Source organism: Mycobacterium venezuelense (assembly GCF_054919535.1).
Genome location: NZ_JBONDW010000047.1, coordinates 1 through 3,844, shown reverse-complemented (window position 1 = coordinate 3,844; position 3,844 = coordinate 1). Strand labels below are relative to the sequence as shown.

Sequence of the window (3,844 nt, the reverse complement as noted above, 5' to 3'; positions counted from 1 at the left end):
AAGCCATTCCGGTGTTTCTCCGGCACATCGGTTTGCATAAGCCACACTCAAATCAGCCACGAGCGGAGCTACCGACCAGCCATCGGCAGCAATATGGTGGACGACAGCCGCCAGTACGTGCTCGTCGTCGGCGACGCGGAACAGTGCCGCCCGCAAGGGTATGTCGCTCGTCAGATCGAAGCTGTACTGCGCCGTCGCATCGACAGCCTCACGCAACTGATCGGCTGACCAGTGACAGGCGTCTACTGTCTGCCAATCGAATTCGACTTGCCCGACGGGCACTACCTTCTGGCGTGGCACACCGTCGACCATGGCGAACTGGGTGCGCAGACTCTCCTGGCGGGCGATGACATCGAGGAAGGCCGCGCCCAACGCGTCAGCGTTCAGCCTGCCCTGTAGCCGCAGCGCCACCGCCATGTTGTAAATGGGGGACGGACCCTGCAACTGCTCCAGGAACCACAACCGCTGCTGGGCGTAGGACAACGGCAGGACCGCGGGGCGCTGCTTCACGGTCAGCGGTGGACGGCTCGCACCGTTGCGATGCCGCTCGAGGTGATCGGCGAGACCGCCAATTGTGGGCGCGTCGAACAGATAGCGCACCGGCACGTGCCTGCCGAGCGCTGCCTGCAGCCGCGCACTCACCCTGATCGCGATCAACGAATCGCCGCCGAGGGCAAAGAAGTCATCGTCGAGACCGGCCCGGCCGAGCCCGAGCACCTCCGTGAACACCTCGGCAACGATCTTCTCGGTATCGGTTTGAGGTGCCCGGAATGAGCTTGCGGCAAACGTTGGTTCGGGCAGTGCCCTGCGGTCGATCTTGCCGGAGCTGGTCAAGGGGAACTCCGTGAGCACGACGACTTGGGTGGGCACCATGTACTCGGGCAACCGCTCGATCAGCCACTGCCGCACTGCGCTGAGCTTTGCGTTGGTGCGCGGATCATTCGCGTAGCCGCCGCGCTGGCGGGAGTCGGCCGGCGGTAGGTAAAGATCAGTGAGCGCCAACGCGTGTTCGTGGTCTCGCACGACGAAGACGGCGTCCAACGTGCCCGGCTTGACACCCCACGTGACGGCGACCCGATATCCGGCGTCCTCACCAAGCCGGTACAACAGTTCGGGCGTGACGACGACTTCGTTCGTCCGGGCGGCATCGGCATGGGCAAGCGCCTCGGCCAGCGACAACCCGGCGCCCAGAGCTTGATCGACAGCGACATCGGCGATCACGCCGGCCTGAGGTATTGCGCTGACGCGCACCATGGCCGGGCGTTGCGTGCGCAACACATCGTGTAGCCCGCTCAGGTCTGCACAGTCGGTCCAGGCCCAGGATGCGGCTGCGGCCGCTGAACACATCGATGTTGGCGTCTTGTGGATGATGACGTCGTAGCGGTACCGGGTGAGCTCATTGTCAGCCACGCCACGCTTGACCTGTATGGCCACACCGGCGACTGACGGGTGCTCTGCCGCCAAGAGCGTGAAAAACTCAGGCGCCAGCAGCAATTCATGCTCGCTGAGGATGGCGCGTTGGATGCGTTGTCGGACATCGTCGGTATCGGTGCTCGGGCCACTGCGGGCCAATGCGATACCGGTCTGGAAAGCGCTTTGCAGGCGCTGATTACGAACATCGCCGACGAACAGAGTCCCACCGGGAATCAACAATTCCATTGCCTTGTCGATGACGTCGGTGAGATAGGCTGCGCTCGGGAAGTACTGGACGACCGAGTTGATCAACACCAGATCAAATCGGCCTTGCGGCAATGAGTCGGTGACATGTGCGGGTTGGCTGAGCAGGTGTACCCGCTCTCCCCATGACTGTTCGGCCACTGCAGCCTGCAGCTTGGCGATGGTAGGCGCGGAAAAGTCCGTGCCCCAATATTCTTGGCACGCCGGCGCAATCTGCGACAGCATCAGGCCCGATCCGACGCCGAGCTCCAGCACCCGCTGGGGCTGCAGCGCCATAACGCGATCGACCGTGACCGCGCGCCACTCCTGCATCTGCTGCAGCGGAATCGGATCGTCGGTGTAACTGCTGTTCCATCCTCGGAAGTCACTGCCGAATTCCGCCACCTGAAGGTCGGCGTCATAGAGTTCGTCGTAGATCTGTTGCCACTGGTCGACGACCTCGGCCTCGTGCTCGCCGTCACTGGTCTGGTCGAGGGCGACGTAGCCGACCAGATGGTCGATGCCGCTGCTGCCACGATGCACCGCCGCCGCGGCGCGCGTGACCTGCGGGCAAGTCAACAGCGTGTTTTCGATCTCCCCCAGTTCGAGCCGCTGGCCGCGCAGTTTGATCTGCGCGTCGGCCCGGCCGTGGTACTCCAAACTTCCCGCCGCGGTCCAGCGGACCAGATCGCCGGTGCGGTACATGCGCGAACCCGTCCTGAACGGGTTGGCGACAAAGCGATCCGCGGTCAGATCCGGCCGGCCGATGTAGCCGCGGGCCACCGCCGGTCCGGCCAGGTATAGCTCACCCACGACGCCGACCGGGACCGGGTTCAGCGACGTATCCAACACGAGCGCACACGTGCCCGGAATCGGGGCACCGATACGCACCGGCTCTCCGGCCACAAGCGGACTCCACGTCGACCAGATGGTGACTTCGGTCGGTCCGTAGGCGTTGAACATGCGCCGCCCCGGCGCCCACGCCGCAACCAGCTCCGCCGGACACGCTTCACCACCGGTGACCAACGTGTCCAACCCGTCGATCCTCGAATGATGGAGTGTTGCCAACACCGTCGGGGTGATCAGCGCAGCATCCACCCGCTGGCGTTGCAGCACTTCGTTCAGCGCCTCACCGGCGTAGGAATCGGCGGGCGCCACCACCAGCGCCGCCCGCGAGGACACTGCCCACAACCACTCGAAGACCGAGGCGTCGAACGTCGGTGCGGCCACCATGAGGACCCGTGCGCCCGCGCCGACACCGTATAGATCGCGGTGCGCCGCAGCTTGCCCAAGCAGGCCCGCGTGACTGACCGCCACGCCTTTAGGCGTCCCAGTTGAGCCCGACGTGAAGATGACGTAGGCGGCATTGTCAATCGTCAGCGCGCCCAATCGGTCTGCGTCAGTCACGCGTTCAGCGCCGAATACCGACATGTCGACCTCGTCGAGGCGAATCACGGGGCGGGCACCGATCCCGCCGACAGTGTCGGCACCGCCGGTCATCACGCACACCGCATCGACGGTGTCCAGAACCGTCGCGATTCGCTCAGGAGGATGCGCTCGATCGACCGGCACGTAGACGCCACCGGCCTTGAGCACGGCCCACCAGGCGATCACCAGCTCCGCACTGCGACTCATCGCGACACCGACGGCACGCTCCGGACCGACTCCCGCAGAGATCAGAACCCGCGCCAAACGGTTGGAGGCCTCATCCAACTCGCGATAGGACAACTGCCGAGAACCATCGATGATCGCCGGCGCGTCCGGATCGGCAGCTACAGCCGTGGTCAGCAGCTCGGGGCCAAGACCAACCGGCGCGTCGGTGTCGGCACCAGACCAGCTGTGCAGCAGCATTTCCCGCTCATCGCGGTCCAGCAGGTCCATACCGCCGACAGCGACCGACGGGTCGGCCACCGCCGCCTCAAGTACCCGGCCGAACCAACTCACCAATCGCTCGACGCCGGACCGGTCATACAGATCGGTGGCATAGGCCACGGTGCCCGCAGCCATCGACGTGCCCGCGCCTTCGGCGGATCGCGCGAGATCGAACATCGTGCTCGAGTCCGTGCTGGGCACCTCGCGCAGATCGAATTCCAGGTCGAATCGGGCAGTCCGGATATCTGCGGCTACCGGTTCGACGCTGAGCTCATCGAGCGCGATCTTGGGTCGCTCGTTGTTCTGAAAGGCCAGG

General features: G+C 64.9%; 1 protein-coding gene. It reads right to left on the bottom strand.

The window, feature by feature from the left end:
* The coding region (locus tag ACRCUN_RS34110) for a non-ribosomal peptide synthetase (protein WP_462146018.1) at nucleotides 1–3,844 on the bottom strand (3,844 nt) is incomplete at both ends.